We start from the raw sequence: 20,126 nt of genomic DNA, 5'->3' as shown, positions 1-20,126 counted from the left end.
CGTCCCTCTCATAAAATGCCAATGTATAAGAGGGGGTGATGGAATGGACGCTTATTACAACTGTTTGAACTGCATGAATAAAAAAGTGCGTATTCTCACCGTTGACGGAAAACAGTACGAAGGAACCATTATGGATGTGGATCGTAATAATGTGTACTTAAAAACAGAACGGAACGGACGTGTACAAACGTCTGCCTTTTATCCTGGCTACGGGTATGGGAATCAAATCTTAACTTTGAGCTTGTTCACCCTGCTGGCGATTGCGTTAATTTAATCTCTGTTCCATTGTCCGTTCCTGTCTATAGATGCCAATGTACCTCAAATGACAGCTGCCCAGCCCGGCACAGTTTGTGTAGGGCCTGTACGCTGTTATTTGAGGTGTTTTATCATACGTTCCATCCTCTAAAACACTTAACCCCCCATCGGTTATATACCGATGGGGGGTTAAGCTACTCATTTCAATTTAAACCCATAAAGACTTAGTAATGATAACGAGCAAAATGAACAGTACCAGGATAGCTCCTGTCGATGTCCATACTCCTGGGTAGCCCCCTACTGAACCGCCACCACAACCTCTTTCACATTCACTCATGGTCATTGCCTCCTTCAATTCAAGGTACAACATAGCTTATGTATTGAGCTTTCCTATGGACCGGGCTTTTCGGCAATGTTATGAATGTTTTCGCTGATGGGCATTAGCCTACACCTTTCCTAGGCAGGAGCATAGGATAACACAACTAATCTTGAAGGAGTGAAGCAATTGAATTCAAATCAAATGCTCAATTACAACGTTAATCAACCTTTTCCTCACCATCCTACCTCTCACCACGTCGTGGTGCACCCTGTAGATCCATACGTCGTAGAAACATTAAAATCGGTGATCGGCAAGTACGTTGTACTTGAGACAACACGTGGCAGAATTGATGGATGCGTAGTCGATTGTAAGCCCGACCATGTCATTTTAGATGTATACGGAAAAAAATTCTTTGTTAGAATCAGCGAAATCGTATGGATCATGCCCAACTAAACAAATCAGACATTAAAAATCCTCGCAGATCCCGTTCCGGATTCGCGAGGATTGATCATGATATGATTTTGCTAATCGAGCTCTCCTGCCAGTGAAGCCCGGAGTTCATCTATCGTTCCGTTGTATTCATCCAAATCGACTTGGCCTTGAATACCCGGAACACTGCCTGTGCTACTGTACTGCCAAGCCCACCAGTTATTCCAAGCTGGAACCGCGGTCGGCTTTTGCGTAGTGCTGTATCGGGCTACCCACAGTTTATACATAGAAAATGTAGGATCAAACTTGGAAGCAAAAACATTGCCCGTGTATACGATTGGCTGACGCCCGGTAAGCCTCTCCATTTCATCCAAAAAGGCATGAGCCACTTCACTAATTTGTGCAGGAGTAAGACCTTTGGGGTTATTTTCATAGTCCATCACAGGGGGCAGATCTAGCCTGCCTCCTGCTGAATCTATTGCCCTGGCAAAATTAGCTGCTTCCTGACGAGCTCCATCCGCGGTAGTAGCATTCAAAAAGTGGTAAGCGCCAACCAAGATGTTAGCATCTCTGGCACCCTGTACATTTATCAAAAATTGATTATCTTGATATTTTGTGCCCTCTGTAGCTTTAATAAAAGCAAATGTCTTACCTGCCGCTGCCACTTGCTGCCAATCAATATTGCCATTATAGTGTGAGACGTCAATTCCTTGCGCGTGTCCATCAGAAGAAATCGCAGGTACAACAGGTATGGTAGGTATAACGTCCTCGGTAGTTGATGGCTCCTCCGTTTCCTGATCCAACGCTATAACAACCTTACCATCATCCGCATTGAGTACATGAAAGGGTGTGCTGTGATTAAGATCAACCACAATACGTACCGATGCGGGGGTTGTACTAAACATGGAGTATCTTACTTGGGAAACATCTGGATCTTCAGTGACTGGAAAACTTCCTTGTCCACTACTGTCAAATGATTGCGATGCTAGAAATTCCTCAGAAAACGTTGAACTAGGTATGTCTACAACAATACGGTCTGCATGAGTCAACGTAGTTACTTTGGGGGTTGCTTTTCCATTAACAGCTATAGTCAATTGGTGATTAGCGAAGCTAATTTGGTTTATAGCTGTACGCGCACTCTCTTTAGGATTACTTACAGCTGGAGTAGCAGAATGATCATGAGTGGACTCGCTATTGTCGCTTGAAGTAGGCGGAGTCGTCAGGAACACAGTTTTAAGCTCGTTGTTCCAGGCCACATCAATCCCTGTCTGTTCAGACACAAAGCGAAGCGGAACATAAGTCGTCCCCTCTCTAAGCAAAGGCGCTACAGCCAATCCCATTTGATGATCATTGACAGAGGCTATGGGATTGTTGACCTGAAGACTGAGGTTAAGATTTTGCTTATGTATAGTTATGGTCCCTGTCTTGGACTCCCAATTCACGCTATAACCCAATTCCTCTACAATGAGACGGAGTGGAACCAGTACATTCCCCTTTACTTCTTGAATCTGAACACCTTTGCCAACACTTATATCTTTACCATCCAACTGAAGATGTGAACTCGAAGATGCAGCATGACTTTCTCTTGGAAATGCTAGTAGAAACAGAAACAAAAAAGCAAATAAACAAATTTTCTTCATTATGTACCCTACCATTCTCTAAATTTTCGCTTATGAAATTCTTGCACTCTATGATTCTCAGGACCTCCATTTTGATAGACGCGAATCATATGTAAAAAGTTACGATTGATTCAGTATATATTTCAGTCTTATCATACAAAAGTACTAAAAAACTCTGCCAGCTATACAGCAAGCAGAGCTTTTTCCAGTTTTATTAATCTAGTTTACTAGCAATCTTATCACAAACGAATACTTCATGCTCACACTGTTAAAAATGTTAACCCTGTAAGAATGATCGAAGTAACAGACAGTACCAGTAAGGGAAGCATTGCTTTCTCCCGCAAAGCCTTAAAGCTCACATTCAGCCCCATGCCTACCATAGCCATCGTTAACATAAAGGTGGTAACTTGAGAAATTCCGTTCGTCAGACTAGATGGAACTACAATATATTTTCCAAAAACATAGCTGCCCACAATACTTGTAGCCATAAAGCCGATGAGGAACCAGGGGAACTCCACTTTAGCGTCTGTACGAATTTTTCCAGTTCGTTTCATCCAATACATTAAAACAAAGCTGAGCGGTATGAGTAAGAAAACACGCCCCAGTTTGGCTAATAAGCCCATTGCAAGTGCATCCTGTCCGGCAGGCGCTGCAGCTAAGGCCACATGTGCAATTTCATGTAAACTGATACCCGACCAGATTCCATATTGCATATCCGTCAAAGGGAGCCAGGGCCGAAGCACAGTAAACAAAATGGCAAATACCGTTCCAACCAAGGCAATGAGTCCTACCCCTATGGCTGTATCCTCATCTTTGGATTTTAACAAGGGAGAAACCGCTGCAATCGCTGCTGCACCGCAAACTCCTGTTCCAATACCAAGAAGAAGTGAAAGCGAAGCATCTGCCTTGAAACGTTTTGCCAGCCAAACCGTAAAAAAGATGGAAAATACAACAGTGCCCACATCACGCAAAAGTAAACCAAGTCCATGATGAATGACAACATCCATGTTCAACTTCAGCCCAAATAACACAATAGCTCCACGTAGTATTTTCTTTGATGAAAACTCAACTCCCAAGCGCACAGCTTCAGGGTATCCCCACAACTGTCGGTACAGAATAGCGAGAAACATGGCACAAGCCAATGGACCTACATAATGAAAGCCTGGCAATTCGTTCAGGCCATAGCCTGCCAAAGCAAATAACATCGTGAGGACAATGCCAAATATACGCTGGAATAATCGACCTCTGTTCGAAAATAATTTGGTGTGTTGTGTATGACTGTTCATGGTGAACCCCTCCAATTCTACATGCATCCAGCTTAATATGGTTTTTGTCATAAGAAAAATAAATCATTATAATAATGATAATAAGCAAATAGATATGATGAATTTGGAGGAATGGGCCTTGGACCAATCTTTAATCGTATTTGTTATGGTCGCGGAGAAACAAAATTTCACACGAGCTGCCGAGGTGTTACACATGACCCAACCTGCGGTAAGTCAATATATTCAAACGCTGGAACGTAGCGTAGGAACCCGCCTCCTGGAGCGTAGCAATAAGTATGTACGCTTAACCAAAGCAGGTGAAATTGTGTATCATCATGCTCAGGAGATTATCCGTCTCCATACACGGATGCAGTATTTGGTGGACGAGCTGATGCATACAGCAAAAGGAAACCTGTCGATCGGCGCAAGCTACACGTATGGCGAATATGTGCTGCCGCATGTGATCGCGCAAATGAGGGTCCGGTATCCACTCATTCAGCCCTCCATTACCATCGGCAACACCCAGGAAATTGAAAAACTCATGATCCATAATCAACTGGATGTAGGCATTATCGAAGGAGAATTTCAGCATGACCATTTACACATCGAATCATTTGCTGATGATAGAATGTATATCGTCGTTCCGCAAAATCACCGTTTGGCTGGTAAATCTCAAGTGGATGTAAGTGAGCTGCAAGAGGACATCTGGATTCTGCGGGAAGAAGGTTCTGGAACCCGGGAAGCGGCTGAAAAAATGTTTACACGGTTTCAGTTCTCCCCTTCTCATATGATGAATTTTGGCAGTACACAGATCATCAAAGAGTCTGTAGAAGCAGGCTTGGGGATTTCTTTGCTGTCCCAATGGGTCATTCAGAAGGAACTTGCTCTGGGAACATTAAAAGTACTGGATATTCGTAATCTTCCGGTTATTCGAAAATTCTCCTTCCTAACTCCTTCTTCGACATTTGAAACGAAAGCAAGCACCGCTTTTTTGGAGATTTTGCGAAGTTATAATGTGAAAAGGTAAAGTGCAGAAACAACGAAAAAAGCACCCATTAAGGTGCTTTCAACATAATCATTATCATGTTTTTTTATGAGGAAAGATGATCCTTACCATGATAGAAGAAATGAGAAAAATCAGCGTAGCTTCCTTGGAATTGTTGCATATCATGAGCAGCAATACCTACAAAATTTCCTGTAAAACCCCCGGATAAAAAGCTGATATCCTGCATTTCAAAAAGCCGCTTCCAAGCAGGTTTGTCTCCGACTCCATAATAAAATTGCCCGTGGGATGCATGGACTTCCACAGCTAAATGTATAGGAAGATCGTCCTGAAGCGTAATTGCTTGAGGAACTAAGGTAAATGTATTGGCTTCACATCGCATCATGCGCAGTACCTTCCCTTGCCCCTCCTCATAGCTAATATAGGCGTACAAATAATCTTCTTCATTAAGGTACAGTAGTAGCCCCGCCATTTGTAAATAGCTTGTCGGCTTATACTCCAATGCTGTTTCTACCCGGAAATGATGATCCGTTTGCCGAATGGCAAGCACGTGATGCTGGAACAGACTTTGAATGGATTCTCCAGCCAGAATGCGAAGGTAGCCTGGGCGCTGGCTTAATGAACACCAGCTATCGTCCGCCAGGATACGCAATGTGTTCCACGTTTTATCTAATGTGGGTCCCTCGAAAAAATCCTCAAAAACATAACTCTGCTGCTCTTGCTTAACCGAGAATATCCCTTGAGGTGCGGGTACCTCCAATTGAGGTGTATGGCCCCCAGCAGTTAATCGGAGCCAGCCTTCATCATTCCAGTACACTTGCTGCAAGGCTGTTTCCCGTCCTAAAATGGCATATTTCCCCTCTACTGGACGTGTGCATAAATGAGCCATGTACCATTCGCCGTCTGGTGTTTGTACAAGACTGCCATGCCCTGCGCATTGTAACGGGAAATCAAGTTGATCACGTGACGTAAGCATTGGGTTGTGCGGGTCTACTTCATATGGCCCGGATATCTGCTTCGAGCGTGCTACGGTAACGGCATGCCCCGTACCCGTTCCGCCTTCCGCTGTAACAAGATAATAATATCCGTTTTGCTTGTAGATGTGAGGCGCTTCTGTTTTCTTTAAAGGAGTACAATCAAAGATTTTAACAGGCTCGCCAATGAGCTGTTGTTGCTTGCTGTCATACTCCTGCATGACTATACCGGAAGATTTATTGCTTTCCAACATGCGGTAATCCCACAATGCGTTCAACAGCCATTTACGTCCGTCCTCATCATGAAATAAAGACGGATCAAATCCGCTACTGTTAAGATAAACGGGGTCCGACCACGGTCCTTGGATCGTAGGCGCCGTCATCACAAAATTATGAACATCCTTGAACGGACGTTTGGTGCTTTTCACATCCGTATAGAGCAGATAAAAAAGGTCATCTGCATAGCTAAGCTGCGGTGCCCAAATGCTACAATTTTTAGGATTACCTCTTAAGTCAACCTGATCGGTCAAAATATCTGTGCAATGCTCCCAATTTGCCAAATCTTTGGACTGGTACACCCGCACTCCAGGCAGCCACTCAAACGATGACACCACAATATAGTAAGTATCTTCGACACGTGTAATACACGGATCGGGATTAAAGCCTTTTAATATGGGATTTTGGATCATCATGAGACCTCACTTCTCCTTACTTCCAAAATGTAACTTCAGCAAAAACCTGTTCCTTGCTCCATGCTTCTGTTCCCGCTTCAAAACAATCCGCCCACGGAACACGCTGCTTACGTAACGTAGCAACTTCATCGTGTCCGTTATATTCTTGATAACAGACGGTTTTCTCGTTCGCAACATTGTCCCAATTGTCCCAGCCACGTGGGTCAATATGATCGCCCATTTTACAATCGACAAATACGGTCTTGGCATATTCCCGCCACGGACGCCCCAAAAAAACCGGAGTAATATCAGGCTCTGCAGTTAGGTAGCAATGGTTGAATACATAACCATACGCTTGTCCTTGCGGCGTAGAGGCAGCTGTAACGTAGCTCGTTTGGTTCTTATGATGGCGTAAACTGCGAATTTCGCAATCTTCAAAATACGCGGTAGCCCCACCAAAAATAAAGTCCACCGTACCCTCTATATAACAATGCTGATAGAGCTGCCGATAGTGCCTATGATGCTCCTTCAAATGGATTCCACCAAACTGGAGTCGTTCTTTCGGTGCAGGAGGTAGAGGGCCTGTAAATAAAGTATCCTGGTGTCCTTTAAAGGTACAGTTTCTAAAGACCGTTTCATCACAATGAGCGTATACCGCAACGGCCTGCCCAATGGCTTCTCCCTGTCCTGCCGTGTTGGAAATCGTGAGATTTTCCAAGATCAGATGGCTACCGCCTAAAAATAAAGTAGGTGTCGCAAAGGTCCCTATTTCCTCACCCGCTTCATCCCGCTCCTTGGCATACCGATCCATTCGAATCTCTACCTGCCCAATGCCTATAATATGAAGATATGAACGGTAAATTCGTACCTCTTCCTCATAAGTACCTGATAAAATAGTTAGCGTTTCCATTTCGTTGGAAGCCGACTGCTCCAATACAGCAATCGCCTCCTGAATCGTATGGAAATCACAAAAGGATTCTTTTCCAACTAGCATGGTTACCCCGATCCCTTCATTTGATTTACAGGTGTTCAGCTAAAAATGACTGCCACGCCGTTCGCATTTCCAACGTCTCCATATGTCCACCGCCCGCAATCACAGGCTGCCAATGCTCAGGGTGACCTGCCTCCTGGTAAGCTTCCAGCAGCCCTTTTGCCAAATGCTCGACTCCTTCAATAGGACACATCCGGTCATTTTGACCTGTTATACTCATCCGTGGACGAGGTACGATCCGCTTTTGAATATCCAAGGTGGTAAAATGCTTCAGCAAGCCGGGGACATAGGAGTAGAAGCCATGATGGTCCAATCCCCTTTTGGCGATCAGCGTATGGGCATCTACCTGTCCACAAATATCAACCGTGACCTGTATCCGTTCATCTAACGCAGCCATCCACCATGCCATGAGTCCACCCATCGACATACCGATTGTTCCGATACGAGAAGCATCAATGTCCTCACGCTGGCACATATAATCCACCAAACGACGGTTATCATACAGCATCATGCCCCACAGCACTTGGCCCTGCCAGAGCATTTCCTTTACCAGCTCGCTCTCGGTTTTGCCTCCACGTTCATTAAATCCCCACATGTCAATGCAGCATACACAGTACCCCATGTCTGTCAGAGTTGTAGCAAACGAGGGCTGCTGTAAGTAAGAACTGCTATGGATCAGTTCCTTGCGCCCGTTCGTATAATTGCCTCCATGCGAATGGTTAAAAACGACCAATGGGAACGGACCGTTCCCTTGTAAGGGTGTAGCTACATAAGCGGGTACAGACTCGATCCCGTTCAAGTCCAGCAGGAGACACTCCAGTCGATATCCCTCACGCTCTTCTTGATTCAGCAGAGTTGCCGTTACAGGGCGATCTGCCGGAAGGTCTCCCAACAATGCTTGCAACTTATCCACGTTGTACCTCCTTTCATGCCCTCCTAATTCATCATATTTTGTTCAGAAGGTTGTATCGTTACTTGTTCTATCAGCTTTTCGGGCTGAGCTGTATTCTTCGAATGGCAACGATTGATTTCAACGTCTTCCCCATTTTCAATATAAAAGGCAGGACCTTCATGATTCTCAATCGTCACATGTTGAAAACGAATATCCTTCACGTTACCTAGATAAAAACCACGGTTGTTCATATCTTCTATCCCTGTCATCATGGCCGGACGACCGGGAATTGCATTTTTAGCCATAGAAATATCAATATTGGAAAATGTGATTTCAGCAATATATCGTTCTGCAAGTCCGTATAAGAATCCAGCAGCCGCATGAACCTGTCGTGCCGTAATATCGGAAAAATGGATTCGTCTAAAGCACGGGGTTTCATCGGTAATCGGATAGGGATTTTTGTCCCACACATATTTGTCTTTGCCCCGAGGGCCGCAGAAATAATAAAGATTCAGAATAAATGGACAAATTACATCTTCCATCACAATGTTGCTGACGCGAATATCCTCGATGCTTCCGCCACGTCCTCGTCTGGATTTCAGACGTATGCCCCGATCCGTTTGCTTGAACACGCAATTGCTGATCGTAACATTACGAATGTCACCACTCATTTCGCTTCCCAGTACGACTGCGCCATGTCCATGCACCATCGTACAGTTGGTAATCGTAATATTTTCACATGGAATTCGCTCTTGTGTATCTTCGGTTCCTGCTTTGATCGCAATACAGTCATCGCCCACATCTATATTGCAGTTGCTAATACGAACATTGGAACAGGATTCAGGATTAATGCCATCCGTATTGGGGGAGTCCGCCGGGTTAAGAATGGACAAATTATCAATTGTAACGTTATAGCAAGCGATGGGGTTTACAGTCCAACTGGGGGAATTTTTTAACATAACATCTTTAATGGTAACCCGCTGACAACGGTCAAAGCTGATTAATTTGGGTCTCGGATACTGTAACTCCTCTGGATGATTGCGGTGCTTTTCCCACCACGGCTGACCATTTCCATCCAGCGTTCCGCTACCTGTAACTGAAATATTCTCAAGGTTCTGCCCATAAATGCATGACGCATGCACTTCCCGCTGAACGCCTTCCCATCTGGATTCTACTACAGGGTAATCAGCCAGTTCCGTACTAAAGGACAGAGTTGCGCCAGGGCTTACATGCAGCTCAATGTTACTTTTCAGAAAGATAGCACCTGTCAGATACGTCCCAGACGGAACAAAAACGGTTCCTCCTCCAGCATTGCTGGCCGCTTCAATCGCAGCCGCAATCGCTCCCGTAGCCAGCGTCGTGCCATCCTGAACTGCTCCATAATCTACAATGTTATACAATTGCATTTCGTTCTCTCCTGTCTTTATATTTTGTGAATGTTAGATCCATTTTGTATTGGGAAGAAAGCATAAGCTGCCCCCGGATTTCAACATCCAAGAAATCATTCAAGGAGTCAGGGGGCAACAGCCATGCTCAACTATTATTTTTTCGTTTTCTTATACGCTTCCTCGTACTCAGCAGTAATCCGTGATCCACCGGAGTTTTTCCAGTTTTCTACGGCTGCTTTAAATCCGGCTTCGTCAAGCTCACCCATAATAAATTTGAAGGAGGCGTCGGTAATGATTTTCTCCAGCTCTGTTCCTTGCTCATTAGCGGTGACTGAATCCAGTGGCACGGTTGGGTCCAGAACAGCAAATTCATTATTTTCTCGGACTAATTCATTAGCCAGTTCCTTCTCTGGATTGGCATCTTTTAAGTTGTAGGTCACTTCACTTGGTCTGGAGCTTGAAAACGGCTGAACATCTGCTTGCCACAAATCTGTATTCGTAATTTTGAAGGCTCCATCTTTTTCGATCTTATAATGAGTGCCTTCTATACCGCCGGTCATATACATATATACATCTTTGTCAATTAAATCATCTACAAATTGCAGCAGTCTCTTCAACTCAGCTTCTGTTTTTACTTCGGATTTCGGAAATGCCAGCAAACCTCCTACCCCGCTTCCCTCAGACCATACGTGGTATTTGCCATCTCCATTCGAAATCTTGTTAACCGGTACCAGCTTCAGTCCCTTTTGTAAGCCTTGGGACAAGGTTCTGAGGTTAGAGATATCGATCATGCCTGTATAAATACCTGCTTTACCTTGTGCAAATTGTTGCTGCTGGTCCGTTTTAGCGGTTACAGCAAAGTCTTTAGAGAGATATCCATTTTTGTATAATTTATTGGAATACTTTAAGGTCTCCAAATATTGAGGAGTATCAAATTCCGGCGTAAATTTTCCGCTTTCATCTACTTTCCAGCCATTAGGTGTGCCAAAGTAGGAACTTAAAGTTTTGAAGCTACTGTAGCGTAGATCCGATCTGTCAACAAACCCAGTCGTATCATTTTTTCCATTTCCATCCGGATCATCTTCTGTAAACGCTCTCGCAACTTCATACAACTCATCCAGTGTCGTCGGCACCTTCAGTCCCAAGCGATCCAGCCAATCCTGGCGAATGACCAGACCCGCCCGAGCCAGATTCTTCTGGAACGGAACGCCATACAGTACCCCTTCAATGGATGCGGCTTCCCGAACTTCAGGCGGGATTTTCTTCAAATTTTCATAATCATCCAAATACTTTCCTACATCCCAGAATAGCCCTGATTTCAAAGAGCTTCGTACTGAAGAATTTGTCATCATCGTCAGGGTCACCATATCGGCCAATTCGCCGGATGCAAGCGCGGTAGTGATTCTCTCTTCTTTGGAAGCGTCAGGCACCCAATTGAACGTGATTTTAGAATTGGTGTATTCTTCAATTTTGCTTTTGATCGTTTCTGTAGGCGGAGAAGCTGTATGCAATACGTTTAACCAGGTAAATTCCAGTTTGGACTTCGGATCATAGGTTTGGCCGCTTTGATCCTCAGCTCCCTTGTCACCGCAAGCAGCTAAAAAAACACTCATGACCATTAGTACAGCAAGAAGGCCCGATACTCCCTTTTTCGTCGTGATTCCCTTTTTCATCGTGTTTGCTCCTTTTCTGTTTATATATTTATGCCATATCTTCCTCTTTCACCAGAACCTCTCGCTCTATTTTGCTGAACACCTGATGCGTCATCCACATCACGAGATAACCAATAATACTTGCTCCGGCAAAAGTTAGAATTCCTGGGTACAAGCCTAGAATCACTGCAAAAAGCACGACAATGGCTACAAAAAGAACAAGCGTATATTGTAAATACGAAAATCCAATCACTATCGACATTTTGACCTTCAGTCTGATACCTTTCCAATCATAGTGAGCCAGCAGCGGGAAAATGTAGGCCAAAGAGATGAGATACAAAAAGGCTCCAATAAGCGTCACCACACGAACATACCAGGACGAGACGTTGACTATATCCACGTAGAGCACGTAACCCACAAGGCTGTAAAGCCCGCCAATGATTGCTGCTTCTTTAAAGCTTTCTCTAAAGTAACGTACAAACGTCGAGAAAATGGCGACTTCCTCATTGCCCCGAATCCACTGCCTTAAAATACTAAGCATAGCAACGGTTGCAGGCCCAACGCCTATAAAACCCAAGCCCAGAATCGTCGCAACCGTCCAAAGCAAGTTAAGGTAGACCAGGCGCAGCAGGCGCATGCACCATTTGTTCATGTTTTCTACAAACCGTACCATTTTGCATCCTTCCCGTCGTCATTAGTAAACGCCGTCTTCACCAAATTTCTTGGCCAGTCGATTGGAGCCCATAATCAGGATTAACCCTACTACACCTTTAAAAAGTCCTACCGTCGTACTGAAACTTAATTGTCCATTCTTTAAGCCCGCAGTATAAATGTAGGTGTCAAAGATTTCGGCAACCTCGCGGTTTAATGAGTTCAATAGCAGATACATATGCTCAAAGCCCAAATCCAACGTGCTACCGATCTTCAAAATTAATAATGTAATAATGACTGGGCGGATCGCAGGCAAGGTAACGTGCCATGTCTTTCTCAGGCGTCCAGCTCCGTCCATCTCTGCTGCCTCATACAATTGCGTATCTACCACTGTAATCGCAGATAGATAAATGATGGTAGACCAGCCAAGTTCCTTCCAAATCACTTGCCCGATGTAGACGGTTCGCAGCCATTGAGGAGAAGTTAAGAAGCTGATCTTCTCACCGCCCAGCGCGGCAATCATTTCATTCAGCACCCCACCGTCTACGGTTAGGAATACATAAGAAATCGAAACAATGATAACCCATGACATAAAGTGCGGGATGTAGATGATGGTTTGAATAATGTTTTTAAAAAACATCTTCCTAACCTCGTTCAACATGAGTGCCAAAATGATGGGCAATGGAAAAAAGATTACAATGTTCAGCGCAAACAAAACCAGTGTATTACGAAGCAGCATAAAAAACGTAGGCTCGGTAAACAAACGAATAAAATGCTTCATTCCTACCCATGGACTGCCCGTGATTCCCTGAAAAGCTTGATAATCCTGAAATGCAATCACCAATCCCCCCATAGGAAAGTACTTAAAAATAATGAAGTACACCAGTCCGGGTAAAACCATTAAATAGAGCAACTTGTGTTTCTGCATTCGTAAAAGGCTTTCTGTCGTTCTTTTGTTCTTTTTCATTTTCATGTTTGGTGCGGGGACACTTGAAACTTTCATTAGTTCGACCTCCTTCAAACGTTCCTGTATACGTTTTCAAGAGTACGCGATTTTCAGCATTCCGCATATAATCATCAAATGATAGCGTTTACAAAATTGAGTATACAGCCTACTTTTCAACCTTTTCACCTTAGCTAATGATTACAACACAACCTAATGATCATCCGCTTTTCTCCATGATTAGAGAACACCTCAAGATTTGATTATATACGGAATTCTTTCCTCTTGATAAGGTTGACATGTAAACGATTACGAGGAGGTCAACCACATTGACGCAACCATTACGAAAACAAAAGTTACGAAAAAAAGAATCGCTGGGCAGCCGTATTTTCAACATTGTAAACAGTACACTATTGATTCTCATTGCCCTCACTTGTCTCTTACCTTTTTTGAATATCATCGCCAGCTCTTTTGCCTCAACTGAAGAAGTGATAGCCAAGAAGTTCATTTTATTCCCCGTTACTTTTTCCTTGGATGCCTATCGCTATATTCTGTCGACTCCCACCATTTTTAGAGGTCTCGGGGTTTCGGTTGGAGTAACGGTCGTCGGTACAGTTGTAAGTATGATATTTACTGCTTTTATGGCTTATGGATTATCCCGAAGATATCTACTTGGCCGCAATACGATTAACTTCATTGTAGTGTTCTCTATGTTGTTTAGTGGGGGGATGATTCCGACATTTCTGGTTGTAAAAAGCATGGGGCTTATCAATTCGTATTGGTCCTTGATTCTTCCCGTGGCCATTAATGCGTTTAACCTGATTATCATGCGTAACTTTTTTCAGGCGCTGCCAGATGATTTGGAGGAATCAGCCAAGATGGACGGGTGCAACGATTTTGGTATCTTCTTTAAAATTATGTTGCCGTTAGCCCTGCCTTCTATTGCAACCATCTCTCTATTCTACGCTGTTGCCTACTGGAATACGTATATGCACGCCATTCTCTATATTAATGATTCTGCAAAATGGCCGATTCAAGTCTTGCTACGTCAAATTGTAATCGTTTCCAGTGGTATGCAGGCAGAAGGTACTGCTGTAGATGTCATCCCGCCTGCGCAGACGATTAAGATGGCAGTCATTGTCATTGCGACCGTTCCGATGTTAATCGTGTATCCATTTGTGCAAAAGCACTTTGTCAAAGGAGCTTTATTAGGAGCGGTTAAAGGCTAATTGGCTTGCTTCATCTTTCGGTAAGCTCCCGGTGTAACCTGTTCCTTTTTCCGAAAAGAGCGGATAAAGTTTTGCGAATTATGATATTGCAGTCGCTCAGCGATTTCTTTAATCGTCATATCGGTCTCAACAAGCCATTTCTTGCCCATTTGTAACCGGTAGCCCATTAGATATTCACTAAACGTCGTTCCGTATTCTTTTTTGAAAATACTGCTTAAATAATTCGGATTGTAATGAAGTCGGTCTCCAATGAGTTCTAATGATAATTCCTGGTCATATTCAGCACGGATAATAGCAGCAATTTTTTCCGAGAGACAGCGGAATTGCTGATTGGTCTTCTCCTTCATGCTTTTTACCATAGGGAAAATAACTTGCTCTATCAGCATACGTTCTATCTCTTCCGGGTTACGGATGTCCAGCAAACGATGATACAAGGCATGATTGTCTTGCGTCAGCAGCACTTCAATCCCTAATAGCTGCTCCAATTGGATGAGGTTATTCACAAACCGTACCAACAGCACTTCAAAGTTCATGGAATGATTGTTTTTTATCATCATTTCCTCCAATAAAGAGTGCACGGTATGGTATACCTGCTCTTCGTCCCCTATTCGGATGGCATCAAACAGTTTTGATTCCAATTCCGTAGGATAATGAAGCAGCACCGGACCTGAAATGACCATGGAAATATCTTCATAAAAAATAATTGATTCTTTGCCTAAATTTAAACGGTGATGCAAAGCTTGCTTGCTCATCTCACAGGCTTCTTTACTTTCTAATAAGTTATCATACGCCGTACTAATGCCGATGCTGATGGATACATTCAAATACTCTTTTACGTTTTGAACCAAAAGGGTCGCATCATCTAGGACTTGCTTTCTCATTTCCTGTTCGCTCTTACCTGTCAAAATTAATATGGTGGCCTGAGTGTTATCGTTCAAAATGATGGGAAGCATTCGCTGCTGCTCTGGAATCGTTTCTTCTACGATTTTATTAATAGCCAGCAGCAAAACATCTTTATCCGAGGGCTCTCGATCTCCCAGATTATCCAGTTGGACTAACAAGGTAATATACATTTGATTCTCGATCTGCGGATAACCCAAGCGTGGCATTTTTCGTGCCAATTCCTCTGCAGAAATACGTTTGCGGAACAGATTGAGAATCAATTGGGTCTCCAACTGTGGCATTTCGGACTGAATGAGACTTTCCAAGCTTTCTTTCTCGGTTACAATGTTATCGATTGAATTAATAATCCATTCAATTTCATTTTTAGAAGGTTCATTTTTGAAAGCGAAATTAGGATTTTTAGGCAAGCTGCGTTTTATTTGCTGAAATGGCTTTGTAAAGTAAATGGCAATGAAGTACGCCACTACCACCATTAAGAGCGTTAATACAAGTCCCATCATGATGATCCCAAATTTGGTCGTTTGAAAGGCATCCGCAATTTCTTTCTTATCTAATACCGTTAAGTAAGTCCAATTGTTATAGGCAGATTTGGCATAAATGACTTGTCGTGCAGGCTGCTGATCCGTTTTCTCCAAAGTTAACATACCTGTGTTGTTCGGCTTCACTGCAGCTTCTGAAATGAGCTGAAGCTGTTGGGTGGACAATAATTGTTCAGCAGGCTGGGTTTCATACATTAAATCGCCTTGTTTATTCAAAATAAAAACAGCCATATGATCCTCGGTTTGAATCGTATGATTTAACGTTTGCAGCGAAATATCCGACAAAGCAATGGCTTGCTTCTTCTTAGAGAATACAGGCAAGGTATTAACAAAACGAATTCCTTTATCTGTTTTAACCCAGAATAGTCCCTTCTCTTGGTGGTCGATATAGGTACTAATCAGCTTTTCTCGTTCCGTTTTCGTCAAATAGGACAGGCTTCCATTGGAGATTCTCCAATTCTGATTTAGACTGATTAGCGAATATTCCGTTCCCTCTAATCCCATCGTAGCAATATAATTGAGCTGAGTATTCACATTCCGATACGCTATAAAATCTTTTTCTGTAATGGGATTTTTCACAACATCACTAAAGGAACTGGTCGTGCTATACGTATTAAAAGCATATTCAATCGTTTGAATTTTCTGCTCCAGACTATTTCTGATCTGTGCCATGTAGCTTTGCTTGGTATTGGAAACTCTCTCCACAACGGAGCTAATTGTTGTAAAATAGATATAGCTGCCAAAACTGGCCACCAATCCTATTCCCAAAACCAGAATCGTAATAAAAATAGTATAGAACATTCTTCCTTTTTTCATTGCGCTCCCCCTCTGGCTCTTTGCATCACAACAAAATTATAGCGCTTTCATAACAAGGTTTAAATCATTTTTTTCACGTGTGCATTATTTTTTACATCCGTATCATTCCAATTTAAGTCGATTTTGTTTGGTTTGCGGCAGTTAAAAAGAAATGTGGAGGAGTTATTTATGTTACATGTTATTAGTCCTAAAGAACCGATTATAAAAGAAGAATTTCCGTCAGACACTTCCTTTCTCTCCCTCTATCCCGTAGCAGCTCATGAAGCTCGTCCTTTTATATTGGTATTACCTGGCGGTGGATACGAGCATTTGGCCTCACATGAAGGAGAGCCTATAGCTCGGTGGTTGAATGATCTAGGTATTCATGCGGGTGTGCTGGAGTATCAAGTCGGCGATTTCGAGATTATTTCCTTGTTGAAGGATGTAGAACATGCTCTGCAATGGATTCGCCAAACACCGCATGATTGGCTAGTCATCCCTGATCAAGTGGGGCTCATCGGTTTTTCAGCAGGCGGTCACTTGGCCTCCATTGTCTCCACTATAGGGACGGTAAAGCCCGATCTTCTGTTGTTGGGATACCCTGTAATTTCATTTCATGAGCCTTATACACATATCGGAAGCCGTACACATTTTTTAGGGGAACAGCCGACGCTGGAGCAGCTTCAAGCCTTTTCATCCGATCGGCAAGTAACTTCACAGACACCTCCAACTTTGATGTGGACTACAGCCAATGATGGCGCTGTACCGGTAGAAAATAGCCTGTTGTTCGCTTATTCATTATCCAGAGAACGTATTCCGTTTGAACTGCATGTATTTGAGGAAGGGCGACACGGCTTGGGACTGTCAGAGGACAACCATGAATGCCATCAATGGCTTAATCTGGCGGAAACTTGGCTTCAAAAACATGGATATGCTCAGGCAAGGCAACAGATGACAACTCGACTGTTTATCGCTGGGGACTCCACTGCAGCTCAAAAAGGGGCTACCGAAAAACCGATGACAGGCTGGGCCGAACACTTGCAAAGCTACTTGGCACCGTCTGTTCATGTGGACAATCGTGCCGTCAATGGACGAAGCACCAAATCTTTTTTAGCAGAAGGCCGGTTAGCTGATATTGAAAAAGATATTCAAGCTGGAGATTATCTGTTTATTCAATTTGGACACAACGATGAGAAAAAAGAAGACCCCACTCGCTATACCGATCCTGATGGAGAGTATCGTCAAAACTTAATTCAATACATTCAGTCCGCTCGGGAGCGTGGTGGAATTCCAGTGCTATTGACCTCTGTAAGCCGCCGCCGATTCACCGCAGACGGTGAACCTGATCCGCTGGCTGTAGGAGCCTATCCTGCTGCCATGAGACAAGTAGCCGCGGAAACCAAAACACCCCTGCTCGATATTTTTAAAGCTTCTCAGCAGCTATATCGTTCAATGGGTGAAAAAGAGTCACAGCAGCTATTTATGCATTTGCCTGAAAAAGCGCATCCTAATTACCCCGCTGGTGTAACGGATAATACCCATTTTTCTGACGAAGGAGCAAAGCAGGTCGCCCAGCTTGTAGCGGAAGCAATTCGACAGTGTGCGGAACTGTCTGCATTAAAACAACGTATGGTAGAAAGGAATCTAGACAGCGATGAGAGGCTTGCACACCAACTTGTCAACTGATATCAAGAACTAAATAGATACAAACACAAAACGGACTTGGAGCTAATCACTCTGACGTCCGTTTTTTATTTCGTGTGATCAAAGACTATACAGCTATGAAGAATAGTTCAAAAGTATGGTAAATAAAAAACTTAAATTGTTATATTTTAATTCTTTTGTATTTTATAGGACTTTAGAATCGTTTTGTTGTATTATTTTGACAACATTTGTCGAATTAAGTGAAATCCATAACTTTACATGGTATATTTTAGGAGCTCAGATCATACATAAGGAGGATTTTTTTATGAAAACTAAGAAAATATTATTATCAACAGCTATGTCTCTGGGACTTATTGGGAGTATTATCGTCCCTAGCGCGTCCGCATCTGTAGGCCCTTCTCCGGTAATTACGCCTGTCGTAGAAGTTAACGGAGTATACTACAGAACGGCTACGTTGCCACGTAATTATTCCTATGCGTTGTCAAATTACCCAGGGGATACTTATAAAGTGGCGAGCGGAAATGTCACCGTCTCCGCTTCCGGGGTGGTAACAACTAGTACTGCAACGACTGCAAGAGTTGAGATTTACGGCGGTAACGGTAAATTGAGAATGGTGTACACTGTTAAGGTATCCTAAGATAAAAGCAGTATAAATAGCACTGTCCGTTTATTCGGGCAGTGCTATTTTTATGAGACGAAAAGAACTCATATTAGCTTTTTTATCAGCGGAACCCTTTATTAGTTTTCATTGAACTCTATTAACCGACTCTTGTGAAGTTTTATTTAAATGCTCCTCAAATTGAGTGCCAAATGCTCGAACTTCCTCTTTTCTAAACTTTCGTGAGATCAATAAAGATACCCCAAAAAATCTAAGTCTCCCTCACTCCAATCCATCTTTCCTACTTCTTTAATCATTATTCCATCAATTTTCTCAAAGCCTATTCCATTTGTAATAATTTTTTCATTATCAATTTTTAACCATTTAATTTTGTTCTTTACAGGCTTATATCCATTTCTTAAATACAAGTTCATATTATCAGCAAATAAAAGTATAAAATCAATATTTCGTGTAACGGATAACTTTTCAATTTCTAAAAGCAGTGCTGAAGCTATTCCCTGTGATCGAACATTTTTTGAAACACACAAATCAATTAAACCCAGTACTCTTATGGTTTCTCCGTTTAGATTCATTATCCTATAATCTAATCCAACATGCCCTATAAGTTGATAATCATGGTTAAAAGCTAGAAGTCTAAAATGTGGAAGTTGCTTGAAATAAATTCTATCCGTAGGGTAGATTTCTGAAAAACTGTCGATTAATAATGCTTGTATACTGGCTGCTAACTCTTGACTTATGTCATGTTCAAAAACTTGATCTATTTTCAAAATACCACTCCCATCCTTTTACCTACTTTAGCACTCTTCTACATTTAAGTGTGACAACTGTACGTGAATTGCGAAAGAATACTTCCTACTTACTGAAGCGGGTGATTTTTTTCTTGTTAATTCTAAAGGGGCTGTTGTATTAATTAACACAAATATAATTAGTGATGAATTTTTTGAACAGCCTACTATTCAGATTTATCAAGTATCCAAAAAAGAAAAGCACATAGCAATAACGTTTGAATATGGACCATCAAATACACTGTTTTATGCTTATCAATATAAAAACGGTACATTATTTAATAAACTTTCCATTATGGGCGATCAGGGTGTACAAGTTGATATAAAGGGAACCGTTAAACAATATTGGAAAAAGTACAGACCTGAGGGAGGATGGAATTTAGCTATAGCGACGTATTCATGGAATACTTCAAAGAATAAGTACCTCGGAGCAGGACAGCTGCCTTAGTTAAACATCTCTATTGAAATGCTCACGTTTAAAGTCATCTAAGGAAATACACTGGGACTCACACCAGCTTTCAGTCAGTGGAGTCCTCTTT

18 protein-coding genes are annotated in these 20,126 nt (G+C 42.7%); 6 read left to right on the top strand and 12 right to left on the bottom strand.

Annotated elements, in window-relative coordinates:
* Positions 1-43 precede the first annotated feature (43 nt).
* Complete coding sequence (locus NSQ58_RS11630) at positions 44-274, top strand: hypothetical protein (RefSeq protein WP_028540505.1); 231 nt, start codon at positions 44-46, stop codon at positions 272-274.
* A 189-nt stretch (positions 275-463) separates the two neighbouring features.
* Here NSQ58_RS11630 and NSQ58_RS11625 read toward each other — a convergent pair whose 3' ends face one another.
* Positions 464-592: a hypothetical protein gene (locus NSQ58_RS11625; RefSeq protein WP_013371969.1), complete on the bottom strand. Its 129-nt coding sequence runs from the start codon at positions 590-592 to the stop codon at positions 464-466.
* Between the two features lie 168 nt (positions 593-760).
* On the opposite strand from NSQ58_RS11625, the gene NSQ58_RS11620 reads away from it, so the two are divergent.
* Positions 761-1,027, top strand: a complete 267-nt coding sequence (locus NSQ58_RS11620) for a DUF2642 domain-containing protein (RefSeq protein ID WP_025719729.1) — start codon at positions 761-763, stop codon at positions 1,025-1,027.
* A 71-nt stretch (positions 1,028-1,098) separates the two neighbouring features.
* On the opposite strand, the gene NSQ58_RS11615 is transcribed toward NSQ58_RS11620, so the two are convergent.
* Positions 1,099-2,643: a GH25 family lysozyme gene (locus NSQ58_RS11615; RefSeq protein WP_023989409.1), complete on the bottom strand. Its 1,545-nt coding sequence runs from the start codon at positions 2,641-2,643 to the stop codon at positions 1,099-1,101.
* Positions 2,644-2,882: 239 nt separating this feature from the next.
* Positions 2,883-3,908, bottom strand: a complete 1,026-nt coding sequence (locus NSQ58_RS11610) for a YeiH family protein (protein ID WP_069080405.1) — start codon at positions 3,906-3,908, stop codon at positions 2,883-2,885.
* Between the two features lie 118 nt (positions 3,909-4,026).
* Here NSQ58_RS11610 and NSQ58_RS11605 point away from each other — a divergent pair, with 118 nt between their 5' ends.
* On the top strand, positions 4,027-4,914 hold the full coding sequence (locus tag NSQ58_RS11605) for a LysR family transcriptional regulator (protein WP_076158527.1): 888 nt from the start codon (positions 4,027-4,029) through the stop codon (positions 4,912-4,914).
* A gap of 64 nt (positions 4,915-4,978) precedes the next feature.
* On the opposite strand, the gene NSQ58_RS11600 is transcribed toward NSQ58_RS11605, so the two are convergent.
* The 7 genes from NSQ58_RS11600 to NSQ58_RS11570 form a co-directional block, all read right to left on the bottom strand.
* Positions 4,979-6,556, bottom strand: a complete 1,578-nt coding sequence (locus tag NSQ58_RS11600; protein ID WP_076158530.1) for a glycoside hydrolase family 43 protein — start codon at positions 6,554-6,556, stop codon at positions 4,979-4,981.
* 16 nt (positions 6,557-6,572) lie between these two features.
* Positions 6,573-7,529: a pectinesterase family protein gene (locus tag NSQ58_RS11595; RefSeq protein ID WP_023989413.1), complete on the bottom strand. Its 957-nt coding sequence runs from the start codon at positions 7,527-7,529 to the stop codon at positions 6,573-6,575.
* A 25-nt stretch (positions 7,530-7,554) separates the two neighbouring features.
* Complete coding sequence (locus tag NSQ58_RS11590; RefSeq protein WP_023989414.1) at positions 7,555-8,439, bottom strand: dienelactone hydrolase family protein; 885 nt, start codon at positions 8,437-8,439, stop codon at positions 7,555-7,557.
* 23 nt (positions 8,440-8,462) lie between these two features.
* Positions 8,463-9,824 carry a glycoside hydrolase family 28 protein gene (locus NSQ58_RS11585; protein ID WP_340858372.1) on the bottom strand — a complete coding sequence of 454 codons (1,362 nt, stop codon included), beginning with the start codon at positions 9,822-9,824 and terminating at the stop codon, positions 8,463-8,465.
* 134 nt (positions 9,825-9,958) lie between these two features.
* On the bottom strand, positions 9,959-11,479 hold the full coding sequence (locus NSQ58_RS11580) for an extracellular solute-binding protein (protein ID WP_028540499.1): 1,521 nt from the start codon (positions 11,477-11,479) through the stop codon (positions 9,959-9,961).
* Between the two features lie 28 nt (positions 11,480-11,507).
* Entirely contained in the window at positions 11,508-12,131 is a 624-nt protein-coding gene (locus NSQ58_RS11575; RefSeq protein WP_209942853.1) for a YesL family protein, read from the bottom strand.
* 21 nt (positions 12,132-12,152) lie between these two features.
* Positions 12,153-13,112, bottom strand: coding sequence for an ABC transporter permease (locus tag NSQ58_RS11570; RefSeq protein WP_023989418.1), 960 nt, complete (start codon positions 13,110-13,112; stop codon positions 12,153-12,155).
* Positions 13,113-13,381: 269 nt separating this feature from the next.
* Here NSQ58_RS11570 and NSQ58_RS11565 point away from each other — a divergent pair, with 269 nt between their 5' ends.
* On the top strand, positions 13,382-14,281 hold the full coding sequence (locus tag NSQ58_RS11565) for a carbohydrate ABC transporter permease (RefSeq protein ID WP_028540498.1): 900 nt from the start codon (positions 13,382-13,384) through the stop codon (positions 14,279-14,281).
* Here the strand turns inward: NSQ58_RS11565 and NSQ58_RS11560 are convergent.
* Complete coding sequence (locus NSQ58_RS11560) at positions 14,278-16,539, bottom strand: helix-turn-helix domain-containing protein (protein WP_341057437.1); 2,262 nt, start codon at positions 16,537-16,539, stop codon at positions 14,278-14,280. The genes NSQ58_RS11565 and NSQ58_RS11560 overlap by 4 nt on opposite strands.
* A gap of 168 nt (positions 16,540-16,707) precedes the next feature.
* Between NSQ58_RS11560 and NSQ58_RS11555 the strand changes: the two genes are divergently transcribed.
* Complete coding sequence (locus NSQ58_RS11555; protein WP_341057435.1) at positions 16,708-18,204, top strand: GDSL-type esterase/lipase family protein; 1,497 nt, start codon at positions 16,708-16,710, stop codon at positions 18,202-18,204.
* Between the two features lie 283 nt (positions 18,205-18,487).
* The gene (locus NSQ58_RS11550; protein WP_028540495.1) at positions 18,488-18,820 is read left to right on the top strand and encodes a hypothetical protein; all 333 of its coding nucleotides are present in this window, start codon (positions 18,488-18,490) and stop codon (positions 18,818-18,820) included.
* Between the two features lie 209 nt (positions 18,821-19,029).
* Here the strand turns inward: NSQ58_RS11550 and NSQ58_RS11545 are convergent, their stop codons facing one another.
* Positions 19,030-19,569 carry a GNAT family N-acetyltransferase gene (locus tag NSQ58_RS11545; RefSeq protein WP_160790490.1) on the bottom strand — a complete coding sequence of 180 codons (540 nt, stop codon included), beginning with the start codon at positions 19,567-19,569 and terminating at the stop codon, positions 19,030-19,032.
* Between the last annotated feature and the right edge of the window lie 557 nt (positions 19,570-20,126).

Source organism: Paenibacillus sp. FSL M7-0134 (assembly GCF_038007865.1).
Classification (GTDB): Bacteria; Bacillota; Bacilli; order Paenibacillales; family Paenibacillaceae; genus Paenibacillus; species Paenibacillus polymyxa_B.
Note: the sequence above shows the minus strand (reverse complement) of the source record. Positions and strands in the feature narration are given on the sequence as shown.

Coding starts and splice junctions, on each gene's coding strand:
- NSQ58_RS11555 (WP_341057435.1), top strand. CDS start 16,708: ATGTTACATGTTATTAGTCCTAAAGAACCGATTATAAAAGAAGAATTT.
- NSQ58_RS11615 (WP_023989409.1), bottom strand. CDS start 2,643: ATGAAGAAAATTTGTTTATTTGCTTTTTTGTTTCTGTTTCTACTAGCA.
- NSQ58_RS11550 (WP_028540495.1), top strand. CDS start 18,488: ATGAAAACTAAGAAAATATTATTATCAACAGCTATGTCTCTGGGACTT.
- NSQ58_RS11600 (WP_076158530.1), bottom strand. CDS start 6,556: ATGATGATCCAAAATCCCATATTAAAAGGCTTTAATCCCGATCCGTGT.
- NSQ58_RS11560 (WP_341057437.1), bottom strand. CDS start 16,539: ATGAAAAAAGGAAGAATGTTCTATACTATTTTTATTACGATTCTGGTT.
- NSQ58_RS11585 (WP_340858372.1), bottom strand. CDS start 9,824: ATGCAATTGTATAACATTGTAGATTATGGAGCAGTTCAGGATGGCACG.
- NSQ58_RS11570 (WP_023989418.1), bottom strand. CDS start 13,112: ATGAAAGTTTCAAGTGTCCCCGCACCAAACATGAAAATGAAAAAGAAC.
- NSQ58_RS11580 (WP_028540499.1), bottom strand. CDS start 11,479: ATGAAAAAGGGAATCACGACGAAAAAGGGAGTATCGGGCCTTCTTGCT.
- NSQ58_RS11630 (WP_028540505.1), top strand. CDS start 44: ATGGACGCTTATTACAACTGTTTGAACTGCATGAATAAAAAAGTGCGT.
- NSQ58_RS11625 (WP_013371969.1), bottom strand. CDS start 592: ATGAGTGAATGTGAAAGAGGTTGTGGTGGCGGTTCAGTAGGGGGCTAC.
- NSQ58_RS11575 (WP_209942853.1), bottom strand. CDS start 12,131: ATGGTACGGTTTGTAGAAAACATGAACAAATGGTGCATGCGCCTGCTG.
- NSQ58_RS11595 (WP_023989413.1), bottom strand. CDS start 7,529: ATGCTAGTTGGAAAAGAATCCTTTTGTGATTTCCATACGATTCAGGAG.
- NSQ58_RS11610 (WP_069080405.1), bottom strand. CDS start 3,908: ATGAACAGTCATACACAACACACCAAATTATTTTCGAACAGAGGTCGA.